The 24,912-nt window shown below is 56.6% G+C and carries 23 protein-coding genes and 1 tRNA gene; 19 read left to right on the forward strand and 5 right to left on the reverse strand.

From position 1 onward, the window contains the following. The 15 genes from ACIX8_RS20800 to ACIX8_RS24880 all read left to right on the forward strand — a co-directional run bounded on the left by ACIX8_RS20800 (position 1) and on the right by ACIX8_RS24880 (position 11,680). Positions 1-324: a HypC/HybG/HupF family hydrogenase formation chaperone gene (locus ACIX8_RS20800; protein ID WP_014267359.1), complete on the forward strand. Its 324-nt coding sequence runs from the start codon at positions 1-3 to the stop codon at positions 322-324. Then, positions 321-1,475 (forward strand): hydrogenase formation protein HypD, encoded by a 1,155-nt coding sequence (hypD, locus tag ACIX8_RS20805; protein ID WP_014267360.1) that lies wholly within the window; start codon positions 321-323, stop codon positions 1,473-1,475. The genes ACIX8_RS20800 and hypD overlap by 4 nt, the downstream gene beginning before the upstream one ends. A 14-nt stretch (positions 1,476-1,489) precedes the next feature. Continuing rightward, entirely contained in the window at positions 1,490-2,599 is a 1,110-nt protein-coding gene (hypE, locus tag ACIX8_RS20810) for a hydrogenase expression/formation protein HypE (protein ID WP_014267361.1), read from the forward strand. Between the two features lie 308 nt (positions 2,600-2,907). Next, on the forward strand, positions 2,908-3,960 hold the full coding sequence (locus ACIX8_RS20815; RefSeq protein WP_014267362.1) for an NADH-quinone oxidoreductase subunit B family protein: 1,053 nt from the start codon (positions 2,908-2,910) through the stop codon (positions 3,958-3,960). Between the two features lie 26 nt (positions 3,961-3,986). Further along, positions 3,987-5,789: a nickel-dependent hydrogenase large subunit gene (locus ACIX8_RS20820; RefSeq protein ID WP_014267363.1), complete on the forward strand. Its 1,803-nt coding sequence runs from the start codon at positions 3,987-3,989 to the stop codon at positions 5,787-5,789. Next, positions 5,789-6,382, forward strand: a complete 594-nt coding sequence (locus ACIX8_RS26435; RefSeq protein WP_014267364.1) for a NifU family protein — start codon at positions 5,789-5,791, stop codon at positions 6,380-6,382. The genes ACIX8_RS20820 and ACIX8_RS26435 overlap by 1 nt, the downstream gene beginning before the upstream one ends. A gap of 9 nt (positions 6,383-6,391) precedes the next feature. Then, positions 6,392-6,571 carry a hypothetical protein gene (locus ACIX8_RS20830; protein ID WP_014267365.1) on the forward strand — a complete coding sequence of 60 codons (180 nt, stop codon included), beginning with the start codon at positions 6,392-6,394 and terminating at the stop codon, positions 6,569-6,571. 21 nt (positions 6,572-6,592) lie between these two features. Continuing rightward, positions 6,593-7,252 (forward strand): DUF5947 family protein, encoded by a 660-nt coding sequence (locus ACIX8_RS20835; RefSeq protein ID WP_014267366.1) that lies wholly within the window; start codon positions 6,593-6,595, stop codon positions 7,250-7,252. After that, positions 7,245-7,913, forward strand: a complete 669-nt coding sequence (locus tag ACIX8_RS20840; protein ID WP_014267367.1) for a DUF6084 family protein — start codon at positions 7,245-7,247, stop codon at positions 7,911-7,913. The genes ACIX8_RS20835 and ACIX8_RS20840 overlap by 8 nt, the downstream gene beginning before the upstream one ends. Continuing rightward, positions 7,910-9,229: a hypothetical protein gene (locus ACIX8_RS20845; RefSeq protein WP_014267368.1), complete on the forward strand. Its 1,320-nt coding sequence runs from the start codon at positions 7,910-7,912 to the stop codon at positions 9,227-9,229. The genes ACIX8_RS20840 and ACIX8_RS20845 overlap by 4 nt, the downstream gene beginning before the upstream one ends. Continuing rightward, entirely contained in the window at positions 9,226-9,756 is a 531-nt protein-coding gene (locus ACIX8_RS20850; RefSeq protein WP_014267369.1) for a hydrogenase maturation protease, read from the forward strand. The genes ACIX8_RS20845 and ACIX8_RS20850 overlap by 4 nt, the downstream gene beginning before the upstream one ends. A 27-nt stretch (positions 9,757-9,783) precedes the next feature. Next, the gene (locus tag ACIX8_RS26640) at positions 9,784-9,888 is read left to right on the forward strand and encodes a DUF6893 family small protein (protein WP_014267370.1); all 105 of its coding nucleotides are present in this window, start codon (positions 9,784-9,786) and stop codon (positions 9,886-9,888) included. Positions 9,889-9,906: 18 nt separating this feature from the next. Next, positions 9,907-10,254, forward strand: coding sequence for a hydrogenase maturation nickel metallochaperone HypA/HybF (locus ACIX8_RS20855; RefSeq protein WP_014267371.1), 348 nt, complete (start codon positions 9,907-9,909; stop codon positions 10,252-10,254). Further along, positions 10,251-10,946: a hydrogenase nickel incorporation protein HypB gene (gene hypB, locus ACIX8_RS20860; RefSeq protein ID WP_014267372.1), complete on the forward strand. Its 696-nt coding sequence runs from the start codon at positions 10,251-10,253 to the stop codon at positions 10,944-10,946. Before ACIX8_RS20855 ends, hypB begins: the two co-directional genes overlap by 4 nt. Next, positions 10,943-11,680 (forward strand): high-affinity nickel-transporter, encoded by a 738-nt coding sequence (locus ACIX8_RS24880; protein ID WP_014267373.1) that lies wholly within the window; start codon positions 10,943-10,945, stop codon positions 11,678-11,680. Before hypB ends, ACIX8_RS24880 begins: the two co-directional genes overlap by 4 nt. A gap of 174 nt (positions 11,681-11,854) precedes the next feature. On the opposite strand, the gene ACIX8_RS20870 is transcribed toward ACIX8_RS24880, so the two are convergent. Next, positions 11,855-11,929 (reverse strand) — tRNA-Val (locus tag ACIX8_RS20870). Between the two features lie 168 nt (positions 11,930-12,097). Here ACIX8_RS20870 and ACIX8_RS20875 point away from each other — a divergent pair. The 3 genes from ACIX8_RS20875 (at position 12,098) to ACIX8_RS20885 (ending at position 14,439) form a co-directional block, all read left to right on the forward strand. After that, positions 12,098-12,937 (forward strand): RNA polymerase sigma factor, encoded by an 840-nt coding sequence (locus ACIX8_RS20875; RefSeq protein WP_014267374.1) that lies wholly within the window; start codon positions 12,098-12,100, stop codon positions 12,935-12,937. A 137-nt stretch (positions 12,938-13,074) separates the two neighbouring features. Further along, complete coding sequence (locus ACIX8_RS20880; RefSeq protein WP_014267375.1) at positions 13,075-13,614, forward strand: anti-sigma factor family protein; 540 nt, start codon at positions 13,075-13,077, stop codon at positions 13,612-13,614. A 177-nt stretch (positions 13,615-13,791) separates the two neighbouring features. Then, positions 13,792-14,439, forward strand: coding sequence for a DUF3106 domain-containing protein (locus ACIX8_RS20885; protein WP_190273714.1), 648 nt, complete (start codon positions 13,792-13,794; stop codon positions 14,437-14,439). Between the two features lie 109 nt (positions 14,440-14,548). On the opposite strand, the gene ACIX8_RS20890 is transcribed toward ACIX8_RS20885, so the two are convergent. Next, positions 14,549-15,478, reverse strand: coding sequence for a proline dehydrogenase family protein (locus tag ACIX8_RS20890; protein WP_014267377.1), 930 nt, complete (start codon positions 15,476-15,478; stop codon positions 14,549-14,551). Positions 15,479-15,728: 250 nt separating this feature from the next. On the opposite strand from ACIX8_RS20890, the gene ACIX8_RS24885 reads away from it, so the two are divergent. After that, positions 15,729-16,778, forward strand: a complete 1,050-nt coding sequence (locus ACIX8_RS24885) for a hypothetical protein (RefSeq protein WP_014267378.1) — start codon at positions 15,729-15,731, stop codon at positions 16,776-16,778. A 189-nt stretch (positions 16,779-16,967) separates the two neighbouring features. On the opposite strand, the gene ACIX8_RS26645 is transcribed toward ACIX8_RS24885, so the two are convergent. From ACIX8_RS26645 to ACIX8_RS25375, 3 genes are all read right to left on the reverse strand, one after another. Further along, complete coding sequence (locus tag ACIX8_RS26645; protein ID WP_223295580.1) at positions 16,968-17,216, reverse strand: transposase; 249 nt, start codon at positions 17,214-17,216, stop codon at positions 16,968-16,970. 297 nt (positions 17,217-17,513) lie between these two features. Next, positions 17,514-18,188: a hypothetical protein gene (locus tag ACIX8_RS20900; protein WP_014267379.1), complete on the reverse strand. Its 675-nt coding sequence runs from the start codon at positions 18,186-18,188 to the stop codon at positions 17,514-17,516. Continuing rightward, positions 18,188-24,493, reverse strand: coding sequence for an RHS repeat-associated core domain-containing protein (locus ACIX8_RS25375; RefSeq protein ID WP_190273715.1), 6,306 nt, complete (start codon positions 24,491-24,493; stop codon positions 18,188-18,190). The genes ACIX8_RS20900 and ACIX8_RS25375 overlap by 1 nt, the downstream gene beginning before the upstream one ends. Positions 24,494-24,912 lie beyond the last annotated feature (419 nt).

Here is a 24,912-nt window from a genome sequence, read left to right on the forward strand (position 1 = left end):
ATGTGTCTCGCCATTCCAGGGAAAGTCGTTGAGACCTTCGACAAGGGCGGCATGCTGATGGCGCGCGTGCAGTTTGGCGGCATCACCCGCGAGGCTTGTCTCGAATACGTTCCCGAGACCATCGTCGGCGATTATGTGCTGGTCCACGTCGGCTTCGCCATCAGCCGCATCGATGAGGCGGAAGCCGAACGTACCTATCAGGCTCTTAAGGAGTTGGATCAGCTCACGGAGCTCGAGTCTCCTATCGTCGAAGAGGTGGAAGAGCCGCCGCCGGTTGACGAGCCTATCGACGAACCCGTGGTTGCCGGGGGTAAAACCCAATGAAATACCTCGATGAATATCGTGACAGCGAAGTGGCCGCAAAGATCCTGGCCGAGATGCGCCGCATCCAGACGCGTCCCTGGGTGCTCATGGAAGTCTGTGGCGGCCAGACGCACTCGATCGTCAAGCACGGCATCGATCATCTGCTGCCGCCGGGCATGGAGCTCGTCCACGGCCCCGGTTGCCCCGTCTGCGTCACGCCGCTTGAGATGATTGATAAAGCCCACGCCATCGCGCGCTGCCAGAATGTCATCTTCTGCTCCTTCGGCGATATGCTTCGGGTCCCTGGCTCGGACGGCGATCTCTTCACCATCAAATCTCTCGGCGGCGATGTCCGCATCGTCTACTCGCCGCTCGACTGTCTCAAGATCGCCCGCGCCAATCCCGACAAGCAGGTCGTCTTCTTTGCCATCGGCTTCGAGACCACCGCTCCCGCCAATGCGATGCTCGCCTGGCGCGCACGCGAGGACAAGGTGAACAACCTCTCCCTGCTTGTCTCGCATGTGCTCGTCCCGCCTGCGCTTGAAGCGATCCTCAGCGCGCCGGACAATCGAGTGAACGGTTTCCTGGGTCCCGGTCACGTCTGCGCTGTCATGGGTTACAGCGAGTACGAGCCCATCAGCGCCCGCTTCCATGTGCCTATCGTGATCACCGGTTTTGAGCCCATCGATATCCTTCACGGCGTACTCATGACGCTGCAGCAACTTGAAGAAGGCCGCGCCACCGTTGAGAATCAGTACTCCCGCATCCTCGACCGCACCGGCAATCTGCCCGCACAAAATCTCATCGGCAAGGTCTTCGAAGTCGGCGACCGCAAGTGGCGCGGTATCGGCTCCATTCCGCGGAGCGGCTATCGACTGCGCCCGGAGTTTGCCTCTCACGACGCCGAAAAGATCTTCGACGTCGCGGAGATCGCCACGCTCGAGCCTGCTATCTGTATCAGCGGCGAGATTCTGCGAGGCATCAAGAAACCTCACGATTGCCCCGCCTTCGGCACGCAGTGCTCTCCGCAGCGTCCGCTCGGGGCAACGATGGTTTCGGCGGAGGGCGCTTGCGCCGCCTACTACGCCTATGGCCGGCATCTCAATCCGCAGGGCCTGAATGCGCCGCTGCATCAGATCGAGTCCGCGCCCGTCCCCGTAGTCCTTGGATAAGAAAGCGAGACCGTATGCCCATGGCGATCGCACCGGAGACCGTGAAGGTAAAGGAAGAAGAAAGAGTCTCGCCCGTCTTCGGCTCGTGTCCGCTGCCCATCTTCGATCACAAGCAGATCGTGCTCGGTCATGGCAGCGGTGGCAAGCTCACTTCCGAGCTCATCGAGAAGATCTTTCTTCCCGCCTTCAGCAATCCCATCCTCGACAAGCTGGACGACCAGGCGTTACTCAACATCGGAGACACGCGTCTTGCGTTCACCACCGACTCCTTCGTCGTCACCCCCATCTTCTTCCCCGGAGGCGACATCGGCCGTCTCGCCGTGCACGGTACCGTCAACGATCTGGCCATGAGCGGTGCCCGCCCCCTCTACCTCTCAGCCGCGTTCATCCTGGAGGAAGGCCTGCGGGTTGAGGATCTCTGCCGCGTCGTCGAATCCATGCGGGCCGCCGCTGCCGATTCCGGGGTGCACTTCGTCACGGGGGACACCAAGGTCGTCAACCGGGGCAAGGGCGACCAGATCTTCATTACCACTACCGGCATCGGCGTCGTGGAGGCGAACGTCAACATCTCCGCCAGCCGCGCCCAGCCTGGCGATTGCATCCTCCTGAGCGGAACCATCGGCGATCATGGCATGGCCATCATGTCGCAGCGTGAGGGCTTGGAGTTCGAGAGCGAGATCGCCAGCGACTGTGCCTCTCTCCACGATCTCGTCGCACAGATGCTAGCCACACCCTCAGAGACGACAGACTTCCTTCACTGCCTGCGAGACCCGACGCGCGGCGGCGTTGCAACCACGCTCAATGAAATCGCTAAAGCCAGCCACTCCGGCATGCTTCTGCACGAGCAGTCCATCCCCGTGCGGGAGTCCGTCCGCGGCGCCTGCGAGATCCTCGGGCTAGACCCGCTTTACGTCGCCAACGAGGGCAAGCTGCTAGCCGTTGTGGCGCCCGAGATGGGCGAAGCTGTCCTCGCCCGTATGCGCCAGCATCCCCTTGGGCGGGACGCTGCGATCATTGGCGAAGTCGTCGCCACCCATCCGGGCATGGTGTTGATGAAGACCGGTATCGGCGGTACCCGTGTGCTTGACGTCATGTTCGGCGAGCAGCTGCCGCGCATCTGTTGAGGAGTTTATTGTCAGATCGCATGGATGCAATCAACAAAAACTGCATGCAACAAGAAATAATTTGAAATGCTTTGACATACCGAATGGCAAGGCGTAGGTTAGAGCCCGCTTGAAATTTGCCGTTCTTGCTCCTTTGAAGTTCCAGTCGGAATGTACCTTCTGCTGATGTACCTTTTCTCAGGAAGCTTGCATCGTAACTCTTACGGCCTGTAGCCCGGCAAGCCACGATCCCGGACATTCGTATGCTGTAAAGCCCCGCCCAATGGGGTGCACTCCCGCACGCATTTAGTACCGCGAAGGAGGATGCAATGGCTGAACAAGCAAGCACGATCACTAAGGCTCCAGCTGTCTCCGATATACACATTGTCTGGATCACTGCCGGTCTGGGTTGCGACGGGGACAGCGTCTCCATTACCGCAGCCGAGCAGCCCAGCATCGAAGACGTTCTCCTGGGAGCTATTCCCGGCCTGCCCAAGGTCCACCTGCACAACCCCGTTCTTGCTTACGAGAACGGCGATGATTTTATGAAGTTCTACTACGACGCCGAAAAGGGTTTGCTCGATCCTTTTGTGTTGGTCGTCGAAGGCTCCATCCCTAACGAGAAGATCAAAGAAGAGGGCTACTGGGCCGCCGTCGGCACTAACCCCGAGACAGGCCAGCCGATCACTACCTGCGAATGGATCGATCGCCTCGCGCCGAAGGCTCTCGCGGTAATCGGTGCAGGAACTTGCGCAACCTATGGCGGAATTCACGCCATGGCGGGCAATCCTACTGGCTGCATGGGCCTCGCCGATTATCTCGGCTGGGACTGGCGCTCCAAGGCCGGTTTGCCCATCGTCAACGTGCCTGGCTGTCCGGTGCAGCCCGACAACTTCATGGAGACCGTACTCTATCTGCTCTATCAAGTCGCTGGCCTCGCGCCTATGATTCCTCTGGACAAACAGCTCCGTCCGACATGGCTCTTCGGCAAGACGGTGCATGAAGGCTGCGACCGAGGTTCCTATTATGAGCAGGGCGACTTTGCTCACAACTATGGCTCCTCCAAATGCCTCGTCAAACTTGGCTGCTGGGGCCCGGTGGTCGATTGCAATGTGACCAAGCGCGGCTGGATGCGCGGTATCGGCGGCTGTCCGAATGTTGGCGGTATCTGCATCGGCTGCACCATGCCCGGATTCCCCGACAAGTTCATGCCGTTCATGGATGAGCCGCCGGGCGGCACGCTCTCTTCCACCATCATCGGTACCTATGGGCGCATGATCCGCACCCTTCGCGGCATCACCAACACGACGCTCAACAAAGAGCCGAAGTGGCGCCATTCAAGGCCAGAGCTCACCACCGGCTATCACCCCACGACCTACTAATTAAAACGGAACGCAAGGATAATTCCATGGCGACGATTCCTGAAACTCTGGCCCACGAAGCACAGAAAAAGCGCACTCTTGTCGAGATGAACTGGGATCCGATCACCCGCATCGTCGGGAGCCTCGGTATCTTCACCAAGATCGACTTCCAGAACCGTGAAGTCGCCGAGTGCTACAGCACCTCGTCCATCTTTCGCGGGTACTCTGTTTTCATGAAGGGGAAGGATCCGCGCGATGCCCACTTCATCACCAGCCGCATCTGCGGCATCTGCGGAGACAACCACGCGACCTGCGCTGTTTACGCGCAGAACATGGCCTTCGGCGTGCGCCCGCCCGCGTTAGCCGAGTGGATCATCAACCTCGGCGAAGCGGCCGAGTACATGTTTGACCACAACATCTTTCAGGACAATCTCGTCGGCGTCGACTTCTGCGAGCAGATGGTGAAGGAGACCAATCCCGGCGTCTGGGACAAAGCCCAGTCCACTCCTTCGCCCAACGCGGACAAGCATGGCTATAAAACCATCGCCGACATCATGACGGCGCTCAACCCCTTCACCGGCACCTTCTATCGTGAGACGCTCGCGATGAGCCGCCTCACCCGCGAGATGTTCTGCCTCATGGAAGGTCGCCACGTTCATCCGTCTACCCTCTATCCGGGCGGCGTCGGCACCGTGGCCACCATTCAGCTCTTCACCGACTACCTGGTTCGCCTGATGAAGTATGTCGAGTTCATGAAGAAGGTTGTGCCGCTACACGATGACCTCTTCGACTTCTTCTACGAAGCTCTTCCCGGCTATGAGAAGGTCGGCCTGCGCCGCACGCTGCTGGCCTGTTGGGGCTCCTACAACGATCCCGATTATTGCGACTATCAGTACAAGAACATGGACGCGTGGGGCAAGAAGATGTTCGTCACCCCCGGCGTCGTCGTGGACGGCAAGCTCGTTACGAATAACCTGGTCGACATCAACCGCAACATCCGCATCCTGCTTGGCAGCTCCTACTACGAGGACTGGCAGGGCAAAGAGACCTTCGTCAAGAAGGACCCGCTTGGCAATCCGATCGACCAGAACCATCCCTGGAACCAGACGACTACGCCGCGTCCGCAGAAGCGCGACTTCAACGGCAACTACACCTGGGTTATGTCGCCGCGCTGGTATGACGAACGTACCGGCGATCATCTCGCGCTCGACACTGGCGGCGGCCCCATCGCGCGCCTCTGGTCCACTGCGCTCTCCGGCCTGGTCGATATCAACTACGTGAAGGCCACCGGTCACAGCGTCAAGATCAATCTTCCCAAAACCGCGCTTCTTCCCGAGGTTGAATTCGAGTGGAAGATCCCGCAGTGGAGCAATACCATCGAGCGCGATCGCGCTCGCACCTACTTCCAGGCCTACGCCGCTGCCACCGCCCTGCACTTCGTTGAGAAGGCCCTCGCCGAACTGCACGCTGGCCGCACCGCCACCTGGTCTGAGTTCAAAGTTCCCGATGACGCTATCGGTTGCGGATTCCACGAGGCGGTACGCGGCGTGCTTTCGCATCATGTTGTCATTCGCGACGGCAAGATCGCCAATTATCACCCCTATCCGCCTACTCCGTGGAATGCAAATCCGCGCGATATCTATGGCACGCCCGGCCCCTATGAAGATGCGGTGCAGAACACGCCGCTCTTCGAAGAGAACGGTCCCGACAAGTTCAAGGGAATCGATATCATGCGAACAGTTCGCAGCTTCGATCCCTGTCTCCCCTGCGGCGTGCATATGTATGTCGGCGACGGCCGCACCATTGAGGTCCAACACTCGCCCATGTTTGGGGCTGCGGGGAACAAATAATGGCCGCCTCTGCTGTTGTCATTGAAAGCATCGGAGAGAACCAGTCTGCTTCGGCTGCGTCGCCGCAACCTCGCAAACCCAGTGAGTTCAAGGTTCAAACCGATCGCGTCGAAAAGCTCGCAGCCCGTCTCGAACAGGCCAACGATCCCGAGACCCGCGCCACGGCGCTTGAACTCGTGCAGTCCGTCATCGAATTGCATGGTGCCGCATTGCAGGCTCTCATCGACCGCTGCATCGCTACCGAAGAAGGCGAACGCATCCTCAATGAGGCCCTGCAGGACGATCTCGTCTCCAGCATGTTCCTTCTGCACAACCTGCATCCCGACGATCTCGAAACCCGCGTTCTGCGCGGCATTGAATCCGTACGCCCGTATCTGCAGGAGCATGGTGGCGACTGCGAGCTTGCCGGACTGGACAACGGCATTGTGCGCCTGCGTCTTCACGGTAACTGCGGCAGTTGTCCTTCGTCCTCGCTCACTCTCAAAAACGCCGTCGAAGAGGCACTCTTTCAGGCCGCGCCGGATATCAAAGAGATTATTGCGGAAAACTCGGCAGCCAAACCTGCCACCTCAAACCTTGTGATGATCCAGTAAAGGAGACCTATGGCACACGACGACGTAAAGCCGGACGCCCCTTCGCATACGCCTGGCACACCTCGAGGCGAGAACCGCGCCGCGCCTCTCAAGACTCGGATGACGCGCACGGCAAAGGATGCCACAGGGATCAATGTTGCCGATCGCAAGCCGATTCATCCGCTGATGCCGAATCTTCCTCCAGCGTAACGAGCAAAGCCAGGGCATGCCATGAGTGAAGCCTTCAATGAGACACCGGAACGCGACGCGGCGTCTTCGTTCCTGCGCCAGTTTGCCCGCCGGCGCACGTCCGCGGAACCGGAAGAGCGCTGCGAACTCTGTAGCACCGCGCTTAATCCTCTGCATCAGCACCTTCTCGATCCAAAGAAACGGCAGATCCTTTGCGCCTGCGACGGGTGCGCCATTCTCTTCTGCGGTCAGGCGGGAGCGCACTATCTTCGCGTGCCGCGCCGTCTCCGCAGCCTCATCGACTTCCAGATCAGCGATCTGCAGTGGGAGGCGTTGATGGTTCCCATCAACCTCGCCTTCTTCTATCGCGACACCGCCGCCGACAAGGTCTTCGCAATGTATCCCAGCCCGGCTGGCGCCACCGAATCTCTTCTCACACTCGATTCCTGGCAGGAGATCGTTGCGCAGAATCCGGATCTCCAGACCATGGAGGCTGATGTCGAAGCACTTCTCGTCAACCGGGTCGGCAACAGTTCGGAGTACTATCTCGTGCCGATCGATGAATGTTATCGCCTGGTTGGAATCATCCGCATGCATTGGCGCGGACTATCCGGCGGCACCGACGTGTGGAAAGAGATTCAGCGGTTTTTTGACGACCTGCGCGCACGCAGTACAGAGAGCCGGAGGCCCGTGCATGCCTGAGCTTCAGTTCCAGATCGAGGGCGCAGAGGCGGTGAAGCACGCGGCTACGCCCTTGCTTGCACTCAAGCTGCGCATCACGAATCTTCCCGCGAGCGAGCCCATCCATACCCTCACGCTCAAGTGCCAAGTCCAGATCGAGCCGGCAAAGCGTCGCTATCTTCCGCCCGAGCAGGAAAAACTCGCCGACCTCTTCGGCGAACCTTCGCGCTGGAGCCGTACCGTCAAGCCGCTGCACTGGATGAACACCAGCGTCGCCGTGCAGGGATTTACCGGCAGCGTTCTCGTTGACCTCGAACTTCCGTGCACCTTCGACTTCAACGTCGCTTCCACCAAGTACTTCCACGCGCTCGAAGCGGGTGATATCCCCCTCTGCGTCATGTTCAGCGGAACGGTCTTCTATCAGTCACAACAAGAGACGCTGCAAGTGGCGCAGATACCGTGGGATCGTGAGGCTTATTTCAAACTTCCTGTCTCCATTTGGAAGGAGATGATGGACGCACACTTTCCTAACAGCGCCTGGCTCAGTCTGCGCCGCGACACTTTCGAACAGCTCTACGACTACAAGGTTCGTAATGGTCTGCCCACATGGGAGCAGGCCATCGAGCGTCTGATCTCCTCGAACGAGGTCGTCGCTGAGAGACCTGACGAGGTGACGGCATGAACTTCGAGAACGCTGAAAAGATCGCCGCCGCCATCCTCTACGAGGGATACATCCTCTACCCCTATCGCCCTACCGCGATTAAAAATCGCCAGCGCTGGAACTTCGGCACGCTCTATCCGCGCGTCTACGCCGCAGCTCAAAGGCCGAAGGAGCCCTTTCGCCTGCAAGCCGAGTGCATCGTCCTCGCGGAGGAAGGCGCGACTCTCGACATCAAGATCAGCTTTCTCCAACTCATTCGCCAGGGCCGCGCCCTCGACGGTACGGAGGATGCAGCCGCCCTCGCCGATCCCTCCCTCGCATGGGAAGAAGCGGTCGAGCGCACCTCCGAGCATCCACAGCTTCTCCTTGGCGATCTTCTCGCCCAACCTCAGCAGCTCACGCTTCATCTCGGAGCAGCCACACTCCCGGGAGATCAGGTCGTCGCACCTCAGACAGATCTCCAGGCACTCTTTACCGTGCGTGTCGAGGCTCTCGAGTCCGGTGCCATGAAGCTTCACATTGAACTGGATAACATCACGCCACTGCGCAGCGAAGCCGCCGCCAAACGTGACGAAGCGCTTCCGCACTCACTCGTCTCCGCGCACATGCTTCTCGGTCTCACCGGTGGCGAGTTCGTCTCCCTGCTCGATCCGCAGGAGAGCTATAGCGGGGCCGTCGCCACCTGTAGCAATATCGGCGTCTTTCCTGTTCTTGTCGGCACCGAGCCGAAGCGCACCATGATGTTGTGTTCGCCGATCATCCTCTACGATTATCCGCAGATTGCGCCTGAAAGCGGCGGTGATTTCTTCGATGGCACCGAGATGGACGAGATGCTCACCCTCCGCGTCCTCACCCTGACCGATGCGGAGAAAGAGGAGATGCGCAATGGCGATCCACGCGCTCGCCAGATCCTTGAGCGCACGGAAAATATGACACCCGAAGCAATGCTCAAAGCGCATGGTGTTGTTCGCTCCTTGCGCCAGATTCGCGAGATCCCTGCCAACGAACCCTTCGGAGAATGGAATCCCTTTGCGGAAGCCAAGGCGCCGCCGGAGAGCGTTACCGTCTTCGGAGTGGCACTTCGCGTCGGCGACCGTGTGCGCATCTGGCCGCAGAAGAACGCCGACATCATGGACATGGCACTCGAGGGCAAGGTCGCCGTCATCGAAGCGATCGAGCAGGACTTCGAAGACCAGGTACAGTTCGCCGTTGTACTCGATGACGATCCCGGCCGCGAGTTCGGCATGATGCGTCAGCCTGGGCATCGCTTCTTCTATTCGCCCGAAGAGGTTGAACCGGTCAGCGAAGCGTTTGCTACGGAGAGAGAACTCAAATGACGGGCACAACTTTAGTTGCGGGCGTTGGCAACATCTTCCTCGGCGATGACGCCTTCGGTGTCGAGGTAGCGCGCTCTCTCGCTCGCCGCACTCTTGCGCCCGACATCCTCGTGAAGGACTTCGGCATTCGCGGCTTCGATCTCGCATACGCACTGCTCGAGCCCTGGGACGCCGTCATCCTCGTCGATGCACTTCCGCGCAACGATGCTCCGGGCACGCTCTACATCGTTGAACCCGACCTTTCGCAGATGGGCGATCCCTCCACTCCGGGGATGGAGATGAATCCACACAGCATGGATCCGGTGCGCGTTCTCAATCTTGCGCTCACGATGGGACCGATCACAGCCCCCGTCTTTGTCGTCGGCTGCGAGCCCCACGACTTCGGTGATGAATTGGAGGGCCGTATGGGCCTCTCCGCGCCGGTGCAAGCCGTAGTAGAAGAAGCGTCCAACATGGTGGAAGGACTTGTCGCAAGGATCAGGGCAGACGCAACCACCATACAACCGCCGGTATTGGCGGCAATGTAGTAACAAGAGAGGTAATGGAGGAAGTCCATGACAGAGAAAATTTTCTTAGGCGTGGTCGGATTAGTCATTGTCGTCATCGCGGTAGCAACGGCTCCGGATCTGATTCGCTACATGAAGATCCGCTCTATGTAAAAACCGGAAGGCCGGCAGATGCACGAACTTTCGATTGCCATCAGCATGATCGATCAGATCGCCGAGGAGTCCGCAAGCCGCGGAGGCCTGGACGTGGAGGCTGTCCATCTGCGTCTCGGTGTCTTCGCCGGCGTGGACAAGAATGCTCTACTCTTTGCCTATGAACTTGCCTGTGAAGGAACTCCTTTACAGGGTTCACGCCTGATCATCGAAACGGTTCCCCTGCTGGTCTACTGCCCTGTCTGTCGGCAGGAGCGCACGCCGCCCTCCGTGTACCAGATCTGCTGTCCGGAGTGTCTTGCGCCGACACCGGAGATTCTTACCGGCCGCGAGATGGAAGTCGCATCCCTGGAGGTTGCCGCATGAGTACGCGCATGGTCGAGGTCCGGGCAAAGGTGATGAAGCAGAACGATCTGCTCGCACGCGCACTTCGCGAACGCTTTCAGCAGCAGAGCACCTGCGTCATCGGTCTCGTCTCCAGTCCCGGCTCGGGTAAGACGGCCTTTCTCGAAAAGGTCTTAGCCGGACTCGCTGGCGATCATGGTGTTGCCGCCCTCGTTGGCGATCTCGCTACCGAAAACGATGCAGCCCGCCTGCAACGGGCCACACCGAACGTCAAACAGATCACCACCGGCACGATCTGTCACCTCGACGCTTCGATGATCGAGAGGGCGTTGGAGGACTGGCATCTCGACAACGTCGATTTCCTGTTCATTGAAAACGTGGGTAACCTCGTCTGCCCCTCCAGCTACGACCTCGGCGAGGAACTGCGCTTCGTTCTGCTCTCCGCCACCGAGGGCGAAGACAAACCGCTGAAGTATCCCACCATCTTCAACAGCTCTGACGTCGCCATCATCACAAAGATGGATATGGCAGACGCCGCCGAGTTCGATCTCGCCACCGCACGACGCAATATTGAAAGCGTTCGCCCCGGCATGAAGATCTTCGAGGTCTCCTCGAAGACCGGTCAGGGCATGGGAGAGGTCTTCAACTTTCTCCGCGCACAGCTTGCGCGCCCGCGTACGACCGCACCCCTGCTTGAGGAGGCCGCGCTATGACCTCGCCCTTGCAGATTACGCTTATCTCCTGCGCCATTCTTGGCTTTCGCCATGGCTTCGATTACGACCACATCGCCGCCATCTCAGACATCACAAGTGTGCAGACCAAGACCTCCACGGCCATGCGCCTCGGCCTACTCTATGCGCTCGGTCATGCCACAATGATCGCTCTGCTTGGCAGCATCGTCATTCTTTTTCAGCTCTCTCTGCCGCAGCGCATGGACTCATGGGCTGAGCGACTTGTAGGTGTCACACTCATCATCCTCGCCGTCTACGTCATGGGCAGTCTTGTCTGGGGAAACGCGCGCGCCGTGCCGCCTTCGCGGGCTGCCATTATCATCCGCTGCTACCGCAAACTCCGCCGTAAGATCTGGCCCTCCGGCGCCGCCAGCGATTCGCGCACCGACGATGACGTCAACTACACCGGTCCCGTCGCCTTCGGCATCGGCCTCATCCACGGACTTGGAGCAGAAACACCTAGCCAGCTCGCACTATTTCTCCTCGCGGCAAATCTAGGCGGCATCGCTAAAGGCGCCGGCGGCATGGCCATGTTCCTTGCCGGGCTGCTCATCATGAACACCCTGATGACCGCTTCTGCCACTGGTCTTTTTCATGGGGCTGTCCCACATCCTCGAGTCATGCGACTCTTCGTCGGCCTCACTGCGGTCTACAGCTTCGTTGTCGGCTGCATCTTTCTGCTTGGTTCCTCCGGCCACCTTCCTCAACTAAGCTAAAAAGCAAAGCAGATGGTTGGGACGGTCTACGCGATGCTCACATCAGCGGCGACACAGCAGCAGGCAGGGTAGGTTTGAGCCGGTAAAAACCGGCGCATTTGATGCCAGCCGGTAAAAGTTTGGCAAATGGCATTAAATCTCTCTCTTGCCAATGCCGCTAAGCTGTTGATTTGATGGTGGGCACAGCAGGATTCGAACCTACGACTTCCACCGTGTGAAGGTGGCACTCTACCGCTGAGTTATGCGCCCATCGTCCGCTGAGCTTCAAATTGAAGCCTCACAGAACTGTTTTGACGGAACCCCACGCCCACCGCAGTGGTTCCAGAGATTCAGTTTAGCATCGCAACCCTGGCCCGCCAACCGTGTTCCTGTCTATGGCATCCAATTTGCCGCTTCAAAAGATACAATTACACCCTGATGAAGTCTTCGCGAACACCCGTGACACCCCCCTCAGAGCCCCGCGCCGAGGTCGACGATCCGCAGTTCCCTGCGGAATCCGACGACCTGCCGCAACCTGAGGCCGAAGATGGGGTTTCAGAAGATATGGGTACGCTGGCCATCCATCCCGGGCTCCTGAATACGCCGCAGGACGTGCATCTTCCGGCCGACCGGCCCCTGGGTGCCGAAGCGCTGACACCTGAACAGGCTCGTATCCGGGCCGAGGCCATCGCGCGTGGCGACTTCTCGCAGCTCTCCGATGCCGAAGTCATGCTGGAACTGCGTTCCGGGAACCTGGCTGCCTTCGATATCCTGCTTGCAAAGTACCGTAAGCCGATCATTCACTTCATGTTCCGCATGGTGCATAATCAGGCCGTGGCCGAAGAGCTTGCACAGGAAGTCTTTCTTCGCATCTACCGTTCGCGCGAGACCTATCGTGCCGAGGCCCGCTTCAGCACCTGGCTGTACCGCATCGCGACGAACCTGGGCGTCAACCACGCCCGCGACACGCGCCACGAGCGCTCTGCCTCGACGATCTATCTGGATGAGACGGACGCCGAGACCGGCACGACGCCCGATGTCGCAGACTCTACGCCCTCCGCCGAAGCCAACATGCTCCGGCGCGAGCGCATGAACGCCATTCGCCAGCACGTACTGGCGCTTCCGGAACGGCAGCAGCACGCCGTTCTTATGCACAAGTACGAAGGCATGGACTACAAGCAGATCGGTGAGGTACTGAAGCTCTCCGAGTCTGCAACCAAGTCTCTTCTCTTCCGCGCGTACCAGACCCTGCGCGAGAAACTTAAGGATTTCGTTTAGGCCGTTATCAACCGAATTACTGGATAGTTATGGAACAAAATGGCCCAGCAGATCGTCGAACCGTAGAGAGCCGCTGCAGCATTCCGGCGTACCCGGTATCGACATGATAGCAACACCACCCTGATAGGGGGTATTAAATGATTACCGAGATGAATCACAAGATCGATTGCAAAGACTGCCGCTCGCACCTCCCCGATCTCCTCTTTGAAGAGGGCTTCGCGGCGGCGCACCCTGAGCTGGCGGCGCACATCGAGTCCTGCACCGAGTGCCGCACCGAACTGAACGAACTGCGCTCCACGCTGGCCCTGCTCGATGAGTACACCGCGCCGGAGCCCTCGCCCTACTTCGACTCAAAGCTGTATGCACGCCTGCGCGAGGCCCAGGCTGCCGCTCCCGAAGGCATCGTTGAACGAATACGCTCCTTCTTCCTGTTCAGCACGGGGCGGAGCTTCCGTCCGGCCCTTACGGCAGCGCTCGCCGCAGTCCTCCTGGTTGGCGGAGGCGGCACCTTTATCGGACTTCATGGCACCTCCGGGACAGCACCCGCGACCCCAGCTACATCCGCTGCGGTCGATGATCTCAAGGTGCTCGATAACAATGTTCAGGCCGAGCAGCAGATGGGGCAGCTCCTCGACCTGTCCGGCTCCGAGGACGAAGACACACCGCCTGAGAGTTAACCGCCGCTGATTCCCTCCCTCACCCTTCGCAGCGATTGCTTTCGGTATGATGGAAAACGTTCAGCACCCTCAAGACCCGGCAGTTAAAGTGGACAGACGGCTTTTCTCCCGAGTCTTCGTTGATTTCGATCGAAGAGGATTCAGAGATGCCGTCTGTCTCATAACAAAATGACCAGTTTGCTTCCAACTCGCGCTGTCGCAACACTTGCAGGCTTCGTTCTCTGCCTGTTGGTGGCTATTTCAACGCCGGAACAGCAAGCCACCGCAGCAGCTCCTCCACAAAACAACGCAGCAGCTCCGCACTCCGGCAGCGTCCCTGGGGAACATCGAACGAATACGATTCCCACCTCCAATACGATCGCCGCTAAAAATGAGCATCTGCTGCAGTGGATCGATCGTCACAGCAATCTGACACCGGAACAGCAGCTGCAGGCCTTTGGACAAGAGCACCCTGGCTTCCGCAGCCTGCCGCCGGAGAAGCAACAACAGCTGCGGACTCGCCTAGCAGAACTCAACGCGATGCCCCCGGCCAAACGCAAGCACCTGCTGGAGTGGAATGAAACGATGGCGCGGCTGAACCCTGCCCAACGCAGCCAGGTGAACAATGCGATGAAACAGCTTGCGGCCCTTCCCCAGGACCAGCACCTCTACGTTGCCCGCACCTTCCGCGGGCTTCGCGAACTTCCTCCCGAGCAGCGCAAGGCAGTCTTGAGCTCCGATCGCTTCGACCATCTCAACGCCGCCGAACGGGCCACGCTGAACAGCCTGATGGCGGTGGAATCCCTACTTCCACCACCCTACGACCCGGACCAGCCAGGCCACTAAAGCAAATCTCCTGTAGGTTTATAGCGAAACCACGACACTTATGGCCGTTTTTCCCCAGAAAAACGGTACTGAAAGCCCGATTCAACTGCCCAGTAACAGGAGATTTGCTCTAATTCCGGAAGAAGTTCTTCGCTAGGAACAATACATTCGCCGGCCGCTCAGCCAGGCGCCGCATAAAGTACGGATACCACTCCGTCCCGAACGGCACATAGACCCGTACGCCGAATCCCTCCGCCGCAAGCTTCCGCTGCAGATCGCGCCGCACGCCGTAGAGCATCTGGAACTCAAAGGCCCGCTTGTCCAGACCGGTTTGGGCGACAAACTGACGCATCGTCTCGATGATCGCCTCATCGTGCGTGGCGATCCCACAGAAGACGCCGCTGGAAGCCACCCGCTTCATCAGCTTGACGTAGTTCGCATCCACATCAGCCTTGAGGGGAAAGGCAATCTCCGCCGGCTCTTTGTAGGCTCCCTTGCACAGCCGCATCCGAATCCCCTGGGCGATCAGCCGCTCCACGTCGTCCGCGGTGCGGAAGAGATAGGCCTGCAGCACTGTACCTACGGCACCGGGCCAGCGGGCGTTCAGCCGTTCGGTCATGGCAATTGTCGCCTCGGTGTAATCCGAGCCTTCCATGTCGATGCGCACAAAGTTAGCCGTCATCGCCGCGTGCTCCACCATCTCGCCGACGATGCGCTCGGCCAGCTCCGGCCCCGCTCCGTGGCCGCCGATGTCCATGCCCACTTGGGTCAGCTTTACGCTGACGTTCGCCCTCAGCTTGCGGGCGGCGATCTCATCCAGCAACTGGTGATAGATCGCGGCGCTCTCCTCGGCCTGCGATACCTGCATCACGCTTTCGCCCAGTGAGTCGAGCGTCGCCTCGATCCCTTCGGCATTCAGATGCTCGGCGGCTGCAATCGCCTCCTCGACACTCATACCTGCGACAAAGCGCCGCGACACACGCCGGCCCATCGTCGACCGCTCGGAAAATGCACGAAATGCCTTGTTCGTGGACAAAGCAATAAAGAAAGACCTTAACAACCCTCACCTCACACAAACTGGATGCAACCGCTTATTTTCGCACGCCGCCGGGGTGCTGCGTTTCCTGCATGATCGCTCACCAGTGAGAAATGAAGGTAAGAGAGGTCAGGAGTCTTCACCTCAAGAGACAACCCACCAGAGCGTGCCTGGCCTCTTAAAGTCCTTTGAAACTTATAAAAGCCCTCTTCCGTTCTCCCTGACAGAATAGGGACGAAGGCAAGCTGTCGCGGAGGATCGAGTGGAGAGTCTGATGAGTTTTTTGTTTCCGGTGCTGATGATCGGCATCTTCGTCGCCGTCTTTGGAGGGATCTATCTTCGTCGCCGTCGCAACCAAAGAATCCTGACGGAGGGCGACCTGACGGTGGCCCTGGTGCTCGACATTCATCAGACAGGCACCGTGATCAATCAATCTCCGGTGATGGCCTTGCAGCTGCGGCTGGAGCAGACCGGACAGGCCACGCGAGAGCTCAATCTGCGCCAGGTGATCGACCTCGGCAACATCCCTCGGGTCGGGGAGCAGGTTTATATCTCGGTCGACAAGAAGAATCCCAATGCGGCGGTCTATATGGGATTGGTGACCGCACTCAATAGCCAGGCGGGAATAGCTGCAAGCCAGACGCAGATGGTCGCCGACGCCGCTTCCATCTCCCCCAGATTGCGCGAGAGCAAAACCTTTGGCGTGGCGACCATTCAGGGAATGGCCGCCGGAACAGCGCCAGGAGCGACAGTCTTCACCCTGGAGATCGACTCCTGCGTAGAGCCGAAGCGCGTGGTGACGATCGAGCAGGTAATGCAGAACAATCCCTTCCGTGTGGGAGACCGCGCGTACCTCTTCGTCAGCAAAGAAGATAAAAACGCTGTGGCCGTAGTCCCGCTCTCCCTGGTCGGCGGCCAGAAGATCGATCCGAATAATAACCGCCTGGACGCTCTCGTGCTGGGCCCGCAGATCCTGCACGAAGGCAAGAAGGCGATGGCGACCGTCACCGAAGCGGACGAGGTCAAGGTGAACAACGGCTTCCTGGAGAAGCGCGGCGTACAGCGCTGGCATATGCAGTTTCTCGTGAAGCCGGAAGACGGCAGCATGGCCTATGCGGCGGAACAGACCCTCTCATTCACCAAGCCGGAGAGGGTACAGCGCGTCTGCAGAATCGGCGCGGAGGTTCCGATACGCATCGACTGGAACGATCCCCACACCATCGTCACAGACCCGCTGGCCATGGGATATCCAGACCCCTATGTAACTGTCATGGATATGTACAAAGATGCTTTGGCGGCAGGTGAGATTGAACAGCCGAAGTAACTAAGTGCAATTCAAATTGTTAGTGGTTAGGTGCCTTGAAGCCAAGAACTACGAGGAGCCTTTTGGGGTGCATTCTGCATTTTTCTGGGGGAAGATGGATTCGAGCCTCAGTTCGTGCGAATATCGATCACAGCTTCGTAAGGAACTGAAATGCATTGGCACTTCTCTAGTTACGTGAGGCGAGAGAAACTAGGTAGCTATTTGGGCAGATGGAAGTGAAGGCCGCTTGCAACGATATCGTCCGGCCATAACTGTTTGCCTTCGCGGTTCGCTGTCTATAGGCAAAGATGTGATCGCATCATGGGCCTTTGCCAAGATCGCCCGTTTGGGTTCGCTGATCAACAGATGCACATGCTCTGGCATCACAACATAGGCATTGATATAGAAGTCGTACTTTATACGCATCTTTTCTAAAGACTCTTCGAAGAGCTCGCGCATCGCAGGAGTACCGAGATACGGAAGCCCCGATAACAAGAGAAGGTCAAAAAATAGAGGTTTCCCGTCTATTGATAGCGAACTAGATCCTTCGCGTGTCACTCATCCTACAGCCCATATATCAAAAGTGAGATGTCGGGCACCCTCTTTGCTTTCGATTCAGACCTTGGCCATCCGCCCCTATACGTTGGCTCACCCGCCCCCTCACCACCCCACGCATCACGATGGCACTATCGTGAATAAGTCCCTCAATATTTTCAAGTACATGTGAGCGACCCGTTTTTGTAGCATGGCGGACTTTTACCTGATGCTGCTTGGAATGTTATGGCGATCGAGATTTTCAGGCGAAAACCGGTATGACATTCGCCCTGGGCTCAGCTCATCCTGGGGTTCTAAATCTTCAATAGGTTTAAGTTCAAGCCCGGTGAGTCCAGAGTCCTTCAGGATCTGGGCAGTGTCAAACTTAGTAAAGATGTAGCTGGGAAGAGGCCAGACCATGAAAATATCCGATCCATCCCACTGACTCCAATCAACTAATTTTGTCCAGTCCTTAACGCCGCTGTACTTTAACATGCCACAGGCCGAGCACTCGTAAGTTAAATGCACACCAGATTCCGGAGCTGCGATTCCACCCCAACCGGTCGCGAAAAACTCCACATATTCATCTGTATAAATCTGCTTTCCGCTTGTCACTACAGCAGGACGCGTGGAAAGTCCAGTTAGCCCCATCGAATTCAGCGCGGCAGCCACATCCTTGCGTACAAGGCATTCCGAGTACCAACTCCAAATAAAATCGTTCTTGAGTGCCGCCTTGGCGAAATTGACGTTCAGCTCAGTTAATCGAGCGCCCGCTCTTTGGTGGCCTGGATCAACTGGACAAATAACCGACGCAAGGTCTGTGGACTTGTTCCAAGTACCACGTAAGTCCCACGAGTCGGCTTGTAAACGAAAAACTTCTCTTTTCACTGTTTCCATCAGATCCCGAAAGCCTTTCGCATTCTTGCTAGCTGTGCAAGGATTTGTTGTTTCGACGCGTTACCATTGTTCTCGATCCATCTGGCCCATGTCTGGTTCCAACCATCAGACCCCTGTGCATGCACACCATTTGGCTTGAGCCTATGTTGAGTTCTGCCCAACGGAATTGTATGATCTTCCACGTCTAGGCCCGCCCGCTCAAAGAACGAAGCGAACTGTCGAGGAAGCAGATGGTGGATTTCGATTGCGTCGGTGGCTTCTCCAGCATCTGGAATGGCAAGCATTCCCGCAAAAATAATACCAGCACCAATCCGCTGTGAATCATTGTTTAGGGGGATCGGAGGCTGTCCCTGCCCTTGATGTCCTCGCAGCGAGCCATATGCATCTTGGCTCTCATTGCGTAGCTCGGTCACCATTCCTGAAGCAACCCCGCCTACGTTAACCGAGACAGGACCTACAGAAACAAAGCCGGTCTGAGAAGTCGTGACCGACGAATTATCGTTGCTCGCCGCAAAAAGGTTGTGAAAGAAACCGCCAATGCACGACCAAATGGAGCTTTGCGACTGCCCGTAACAGTGGCCGTCGTCATCCGTCTGTGAAAGAGGGTTATTGCCAACATATCCGTATAAATTCAGACTCTGGGGATCGCTCAGATCAGCATATGGAACAGGGTCAGGATCATGACTGTAATCGGGGGACATCCAGCGGCCCATGTTTGAACCGTAGTATCTGGCCCCGAAGTAGTCCAGCCCTGATTCTGTGTCGCGTTCTTTGCCGGTAAAGAACGTTGGAGACGGAAAGCAGGTCCCGCTGCTTTGTTGGTTATCCCCGAAAGGTTGACTGGTAGTAGTCTCGCAGAGCGTTCCAGCGCTATTGGCTCTGGCACGTTCCGTGCCAAGCCAATCCGACAACACGTAGGTCAGATTGCCATTCTGGTCATAGGTTCCCAGATGTCGCGATCCAGCATAGACCTCCCGGCGGATGACATTGAAGGAACCATCCAGTTCGGTGATCACGTGGCCCGCTTGGTCATACAGGTAAACGTTGGTGAGCGTGTTGCCACTGTACTTGGCCACACGCTGTCCCTCGGCATCGTAGACATAGCGGGTACCGTTGGCGTTGATCAGCCTACTCTCGGCGTCGTATTGCAGTGGAACTACACCAGTGCCCAGAGCATTCCCGGCCGCATCGAAGGCCACATCGTTCGGCTGGTTTTTCGCATTGAACGTTTCGTAACTGCTGGTTCCCGAACCAGCAGTTACCACCTGCGAGGTCCGGTTTCCGAACGAGTCATAGCTCCACTGCAACCCTGTGGTACTCGATCCCGCGGCTACAAGACGGTTGAGGTTGTCGTATAGATAGGCATAGTTGCCATTCACCGAGTCGAACGCGTATCCCACATTGCTGTTCGGCTCATACCCCAGCGACCAGGCGTATTGCGATGGCAGAGGATTCGTTACCGATGCGGGGGACAGTTGCGCATTGATCTGCATCGTCATCGGCCCGACGCTTGTGACTATCGTCGATCCACCGGTTTCATCGTATGCCCTTGCCGTAAAGGTATGGACTCCAGGGTCGATATTGCTCACCTGGCCAGTGAATTGCCAACCGCTGTTTAGACAACTCTGATTTTGCAAATTGGCCGCCACATCTGTCCGAGTGATGCCGGTCTGCGCCTGTCCCACGTAGTTGCCATCCACCAGGATATCGACCCGGCTAATATTCGCCGCACAGGAGGTCTCGTTCTGGAATTCACCAACCCACCCTTTAGCAACGATGGTCCCGTTGAGCGGCATCACGGAAGTCTGGTTCGACGCGTTCTGCAACACATCGAAATTACTGCGCACAGCTGCCGTGTCTGCAACTACGCTGATGGGAACTGCCGCCGGTGAAAAACTCTGTCCTCCACTGTCGTAGACGATAACCGAGGCAGTGTGTTGCCCCACAGAGAGGTTTCCAATACTTCCGGTAAAATTCCAACCGCTATTGGCATACCGCTGATCCCCGAAGAAAATCGCGACATCGGGACGAGCCCCGCCTAGTGTGGCATATCCGATGGGCACACCATCGATTAGAACTTTTACAGCCCCGACAGGGGCATGCATCTGACTGTCGATTGCCCATCCACCAAGGGTCATCAGTCCCCCCGAGGTGATTTGGCCTGGGAGCGTGCCGTCTATGGTCCCGTTAGGAGCGGCATCGGCGCTGACGGTGATCGTGTTGTTGCCAGGCCCATCCACCAGGATTTGGCGATTTCCAGAGGCATCCAGGGCATAGGCATTTACCGTATGCGGCCCTACGGAAACGCCCCCGATGCTTCCGGTGAAGTTGTACCCGCAGTTCGCATGCTGCCCGTCGTTGCCATATATGATCTGTTGCACGTCGGGCCGGGATACTCCCAGAGAAGCATAACCAATGGGCGTCTGGTCGATGTCGATCTCAACGGCAGCCACTGGGCAGCTTTGCGCGTCACCTGCCCATCCACCAACCGTGAGCAAGCCGTTCTGGGGCAGTGCACTTCCGTTGATAGACAAATTGGGGAAGCGGACAACATCGTTATTGTAAAAAGTGTCCATGTTCCCAATCAAAGACGATGGGGAAGATGTCGGGGCCGCATTGAGGGCGTTATAGCTCGTCTGCCGCATTCGATTGTCGTACGAGCGGGTCTCATTCAGACCATTCCCCAGGCTCGACTCCAATAGACCCACCGGTCCATAAGAGGTAGCCTTGAAGAGATTAGACGGGCTCGCTGGCTGCTGGTATCCAGTGACAAGACTCAACCGGCCAGCGCTGTCATAACTCAATCCATGACCGCCATAATAGGCATTTCGTCCCACATCAGTGCCATGATCGTAACTGGTAGGGTTTCCTGCCAGGTCGTAAGTAAAGAATTGATCGATCCCGTCAGAGCCACACAGGCTGGCCACACAGGTAGACTTCATCGTCATCCGGCCCATCGCATCATAACTGTATATAGATTGGGTCACGTTAGGCACGGTAGCCGACGATAGCCGGCCAATCGTGTTGCACTGCACAAAACCAGTTCCCCCACAGCCGGCGGCTCCCCAATCGCCGGTTTCGTCGTAGCCAAAGGAAGCGCTAGCGGTCCCGTCCGAATACGTCTTCGATATCAACCGATTCAACGCATCGTAGTTGTAATTCGTCGTGATGCCGCGTGCATCCGTCTTGCTCTTTAGATTATTGTTGACGTCGTAAATGTAACTGATTGTTCCTGTTTCTGGATTTTGCGTTGCGAGCAGGCGGGAAAGTGAGTCGTAGGAGAAGGTGCGTGCGAGGTTAGGCCCAAAATGGACCGAGCATACCTTCGCGCCACCACCTTCGTTAATGCATTGCGTGGGCGCATATTGAGATATGCTTGCTAGATTATTAAGTGCATCGTAGGTGTACGCGGCGGAAGAACCTGCCGGCTCAACCACATTCGTCAGTCGACCAAATGCGTCTGATGTTCTCTGCCATGAATTACTTGCTTCATCAGTCTCTGTCACAGTGTTCTGAGAAAACTTCCACTGATGAGATGCGCCATCGGGCCACGTTGCTGAAACCTTTCTTTCGAGACCATCATAGGCAGATATTGCCAATCCATAGGTTGGGTCGGTGGCGCTTAGATATGGATTAGATTGCTTCCATATCTGCCCCATGCCATCGTATGTCGTATCTACAATGGCACCGCTGCTGACATTCTTTACTTCAACTGTTCGACCAAAACCATCCAGTTGGGTTGTTGTAACAACTCCGATCGGATTTGTGTCTTGCCAGGATGGATTTATGCCATCCGTATAAGCTCTTTGCGTATGTGCCCGCTGGCCATTGGTAGTTGGCCCATAGATATCCGTCAGGCGTCCCATTGTATCGTTGTAGTAAAAGTCGGTAGGCTGCAGATTTTCATCTACGCTCTCAGACATTTGGCCGTCTGAGAGACGATACGTATACGTCGTGACATGCGACACCCCATTCGTAGGGGGTGAAGTGACTGATGCTACGTAAGCATTCGTGTTTCCACTCGCGCTTGTATCGAAGAATTTTGATCCGGTATATGTATACTTTGTTGTTTCCGAAGCTGCATTTACATCGGAACAAGTCACGTTTCCACAAGGCGCTGTATGCGAAAGGATCTGACCAGTCTCGTCGTATGAATATGTATCTTCAGGCGATTGGCCTCCGGCAAGAACCTGAACTTGTTCCGTTAAATTGCCCCGAGCAACACTTACCCCTGTTCCATAGAGAGTTTCATCATGAGTGCCGGAGACTAATGATGAAACTGAGGCAAGTGATTGCCCCGTTCCCTGAGTGCATAACGAACTCCCGCCATCGTAGTAGAAGTCGGTCTCCGATACTGGAGTGGTGGAGCCGGAGCCATCGAATACTTGTTTCTTACAAGGACTATAAAACGTCCCGCCGAGCCCGCCTGTGAACGCTTGATATGTTGTTTGCGTCGAGCGATATTTAGCTGATTGACCGAAGTCGTACTCGTCTACTTCAGTGGGATAATTGAGAAAAGACGCACCTGGACCTGTCCATGTTGTAACGACGCTGGAAGAGGGTCCGCTGTTGAAACTTGTTGTTTTATTTAGAAGATGAAAGAGTTCGTCCCAGGTCTCGGTAACGGATTCCAGTGGAGTGGTGGGGCTCGCCCAATCAAAATATTGGATGGAACTTTCTACCGGCACTTGGCTAGGCCTGACACCCGCGACCTGGAAAGAAGGGTTTCCTCCAAACTGCGCAGGGACTTCAACACCTGTCATTGTGAATGCATTTTGTGGAGTATAGGTATATTGGGCCGTTTTTGTCGTCTGCCGCAGAACGTCCTGGGTAGTTACGGCTGTCGATTTGGTCTTCCACAAAATAGAATTAGCAGGATCCCATTGCGTGGAATACGTAAAAGTCTGTACCTGTGTCGTCGTCGTTCCTGACCCTACAGTTCGAGTACCAATGACGGCATTTTGATACTTGAAAACGCATGCATTTTCAAAGTAATGCCATCCCTCATTGGTTGGCCCGGCAGACTCATACCCATTGTCAAGAATGCTCGTGACCGACTGAATCCCAGTACCTCCCCCGCCGGGTGGAATCTGTTCGATTCCATCGAAGGTAACCACATCTGAAGGCTGATCGCTTTGCTTCCACTCATATTTGACCCACTCTCCTGATGGATAATCTATTTCAGATAAGAGGCCCCAATTGTTGTAATGAAACTGAAACGTATCCCCGTTTGGTAGAGCAATAGAGGAAATAGCTATATTTCCGCTGCCAAGTGTGGGCACTGTCGAGCAGTGAATAATGTCTACAAATGCACTCGACGAATACGAGGATGCTCCCAGTTGGCCGAAATCCTGCACGGGATTTGTGTTGAAGCCTGCAGTGCTACTCAAGAGGGATGCCCAGGTCAGCTTATAGTTATAATTTCCCACCTGAAGATTGGAGATCAGGGACGTTGGTACCTGCTTGGGAAATGATAATGCCGTCCGGCCAAGCGTGTCTGTAAAGCTATATGAGCCACTGGTACTACTCGATTTAATAATGTTGCCGTTACGATCCTCGATGCTATCCGGGAAGGATAACCACGATGATTGGGAGGCCGTGCTTTGATCCCCCAACAAAATGCCAGCAGGAGTACCGCCAGGCTGGGTAAATGAATAGGTCGTGCCATTAGAGTCATAGACCTTCAACGGAGGGACAACATTCTCTTGAGCTGGCACCCCTAAGGTTGCATAGACATAGGTATCCCCATTTGTGGAGTAATCTGTTGGGGGAGGGCAACCTCTCGTCGGTATCACCGAGGCAACTCGCAGGGGGTGCTGCTCACCACTTCCATCCTCGAAGATATAGTCGTCTGTACCTTGGTACGAATAGCCATTGTTATACGGACACCATGTCTGATACTCCTCCAGACTCACAGAAGGATAGCCGTATGACCAACCAGCCGTGTCATTAATGCCAAGGACGTCTTTCTGGAACCACTGAACAGCAGGTACATTTCCTTGGTCCGGGTCCGGCACGTAAGGGTCTGCACGCAATTCCCCTCTGGCATTCGAGTCATAGCGCATCATGAAGGGCTCCGTTAAACCCCTCCCAGCCGGTACAGGAAGCTGAATGCGTACGCTAACCGAGCCGTTAGCGGGATTCACAGTTTCAGCAAGATCCTGGATATAAGAGTGCCCGGCACCGAAAGTCGGCGTCATCGTTTCATTGCTGATGTTGATTGTCTGCGCTTGTATTTTGAATGAAGCACCGAAAATAACTACGACGAGCGCGAGTAACTTAAAATTCACAACATTGGAAGCCAAAAAACACCTCACCTGCATATTTGTGGGCATAAGGGCAAACGCCACCGTTAGCGCTCAGAACGCACAGTAGCAAAAATATAGATACGAATTCAATGGAGCTATCGTATTTGTCTGTCAAGATGACTTTGGTAGTCTACGACAGATATACGAATACTATGTTGCAACATCGGCGATTTGAGCTCGTACGTCTGTCATATCTGACCCTCTGAGGTTGGTGCAGGATACAGATTGCAAGATCAAAGCTGGCCACAATATTCCACGACGGGCCGTCGAGTGGAATTCAATTCCGACTGCGCCCACGGAGACTTTTTCTTATCTAGAGCAGGGTACCTATACGTTGGCTAACTCACTCCCTCACCACCCCACTCAGATGGTTCCCGATACGCATGGTCAACCGCCGATAGATCGCCCTTTCAGGG

This window comes from Granulicella mallensis MP5ACTX8 (assembly GCF_000178955.2).
GTDB classification, from domain to species: Bacteria; Acidobacteriota; Terriglobia; order Terriglobales; family Acidobacteriaceae; genus Granulicella; species Granulicella mallensis.